Raw genomic sequence first — 2,746 nt, 5'->3', positions numbered from 1 at the left:
CGGGCTTGCCGGCCGTCAAACAGATTGTAGATGATGGCCTGAACGGCATCGCTGACTCGAGTCTGGCACTGTGGATCAACGGGAACGAGATGGTCAATCAATTGGGGCAGGCCCAGTTTCTTGAATAGGGCACTTATTATATTCAAATAATCATTACGATAGACCTTTTTGACTTGAACGTTCATGAGAGAAAAACTCCTTCACTTTCCTTGTATGTCAAGGATTCATTCGACGATGGACACAAAAAATCCTCCCGATTTTCGTTGGGAGGGTGCGAAATGTGAGGAACACACACAAAAACAGTTTTTCCCGTTTTTCCAATTTTCGCTTTCCCGTCAAAAAAGAAACCCAGCCGAATCGGCCAGGCCAATCGAATGATCACCGTTGTTTCTGCCAATAATCGATCAACCCCATCGCGCACACTTGCAAATCAAGCTCGATCGCCGCATGCGCCGACGATGAAGATGGAGCGCCATGATCATCAAGAAACGCCATCACTTCGCCGCGCAACCGGTGCGCTGCCATTTTCGCCTGCTCGGCAGCCGGCGCTTCCGGATGACAGTCGACCGCTTCTTTTCCCGCCGCCACGAACTTCGGCAGCCAAACGCGAAGCTGGCGGAACGCCTCCTGCGGGTCATCCAGCATGCCAAAATGGCCAAAATAAATGCGTTCCGGTCTCAGCTCCTCAAGTCTTGCCACCGACTGCTTCATGGCCTCGGGATCAAATTGGTTCGGAGATGTTGAAGGCAGGCAAAACGTAAGCCCCGCTTCTTGCAGCTGCGGATAAAAAACGCCGATCGTATCGCCGGTGAACACGCCGCGGCTGTACGAATCATAAATCGAAACGTGATGGTTCGCATGCCCCGGCGTATCATAAAACACAAGCGTCCGCTCCGCACTCAACTCCAACGTTTCCCCGTCCTCTTTCACGATCAATCGCTCTTCTGGCACCGGAAGAATCGGATCAAAGAGCGACTCAAACTGCGCGCCGTACACCGCCTTCGCTCCAGCGATGAGGCGCGATGGATCAGCCAAATGCCGCTTCCCTTTCGGATGGACGACAACCATCGCATTCGGGCAATGCTGAAGAAGCAACCCCACGCCGCCCGCATGATCCAAATGAATATGGGTGACGATGATATAGCGAATATCAGACGGATCAATATGAAGCGCTTTCAATCCAGCAAGCAAATGCGGCACCGACGGGCTTGGCCCTGTTTCCACGATCGCCAAGTTCTCTTCGTGAAGCACGTATGTACCGGTGCGCTGCGGCATGCGCAAATCATACAAATCGATGAGTGAAATGCGGCGGCCGAGATCAAGCGGCTGTGCCATGTTCCCTCTCCCCCTTTGGTTGATGATGCAGAATATTTTAACATAGAAACCGGCTTCCCGCTACAGGGGTTGGTGAACTACCCCCACTTAATTTTCTAGCGAAAATTTGAAGTGGGGGCTTCCAAAGAAGTTTGACTGCTTCAAGCAATCCTTATTCTTTGAGGCGTGTCCACTTCGCCGCTAGAGCATAAGACACTCAGGTCTACAGCTTTACTTTTCTTTAAGATGTTTAATGCGCCATTGACATCAGCATTAATTAGTTTGCCAGACTTTGTTCGATACAAGCCGCGCTTAATACGTTTGCCGCTGAACTTATATTCTTTTGGATTGTCGGCATTATATTCAGGAATCTCATCGCCGTCAAAAAAGCTGGCTTGAGACGTATATGATTCTTCCTGTTTCAAGAATTCAATGCCGTAAAATTCACAAAGATATTCTAGTTTTTCTTTTATGTTACCGAGAGGAATATTGACAAAGTTTTGATTTGTCTTTTTTCCTAGATTAATATTGCGTTGCCATGTTTCCGCATAGCCAATGACAAGTTTGCCAATTTGATTTTCAATACAGTAGTTAATGATGTAACGGCAAGTCTTGTTGATATAATCATTCACTTTATTATTGCGATTCATAGCAAGCAAAGCCTGTTTACGAGTGGTGCCTTTGATTTTTTGCTTATCTTTTATGCTTTGAAGTCTGGCATTTTCTTTGTTAAACCATTGATTTATACTTTTTAATCTCCGCCCATCAATGATGAATGATCTGCCGTCTGATGTGACACAAGTGGCAAAATTGTTTAATCCTAAATCAATGGCCAGTGCTTTTTGGTCATTTAATTCTCTTTGATCTTCAGGCATTTCATATTTGTACTGAATCTCAAAGAACCTGGCATGATGCTTAGGAATGATTTCAATCTGCTTAATCTTTTTGTCCAGTAACACAGGCGGAATCGTTATCGTGATAGGCTTGTGAGTCTTTTTAAATAGGCGAGAATACGGTATCGTGAATTTGTTGCCGTCTATACGAATCTGGCCAATGATCAGTGAATGAAAGCCATTTTTTTTAAGATATTTTGGAATACTGATAGCCTTGTGGTCATATTTTCCTTGTTTGGCAAGACTGATCAAACCAAAGAAAGATTTAAAGGCTTCATTGACCTTTTTTAAAATTTGCTGTGCCATGTTGCTGTTTAACAGCTTATAGTTTTCGTTAGTTTTTGCAAGATGATAGTTTTTCTCATAATTAAGAAATTCCTTGTGTTCAAAATAGTATTGTCTGACATTGTACAATCCGACGTTGTACATGTTCTTGGCAATATGGCACAGTTCTCGAAGAGTCAAGTATTCTTCTTTGGTCAAACCATTTAGCTGTTGTTTGATACAAAAATACATTTTTTCACCTCCCATCTAACTAT

At 44.6% G+C, this 2,746-nt stretch carries 3 protein-coding genes; all 3 read right to left on the bottom strand.

Annotated features, from left to right (window positions below):
* Positions 1-185: DUF4277 domain-containing protein (locus BRO54_RS18630; protein ID WP_139268095.1), on the bottom strand; the 185-nt coding region annotated here is incomplete at its 3' end.
* A 193-nt stretch (positions 186-378) separates the two neighbouring features.
* Positions 379-1,335 (bottom strand): MBL fold metallo-hydrolase, encoded by a 957-nt coding sequence (locus tag BRO54_RS18620; RefSeq protein WP_021321940.1) that lies wholly within the window; start codon positions 1,333-1,335, stop codon positions 379-381.
* A gap of 140 nt (positions 1,336-1,475) precedes the next feature.
* The gene (locus BRO54_RS18615; RefSeq protein ID WP_074044839.1) at positions 1,476-2,723 is read right to left on the bottom strand and encodes an RNA-guided endonuclease InsQ/TnpB family protein; all 1,248 of its coding nucleotides are present in this window, start codon (positions 2,721-2,723) and stop codon (positions 1,476-1,478) included.
* Positions 2,724-2,746: the final 23 nt, after the last annotated feature.

Source organism: Geobacillus proteiniphilus (assembly GCF_001908025.1).
Lineage (GTDB): Bacteria > Bacillota > Bacilli > Bacillales > Anoxybacillaceae > Geobacillus > Geobacillus proteiniphilus.
The sequence above is the reverse complement of the archived record's forward strand: the minus strand, read 5'-3'. Positions and strand labels throughout refer to the sequence as shown.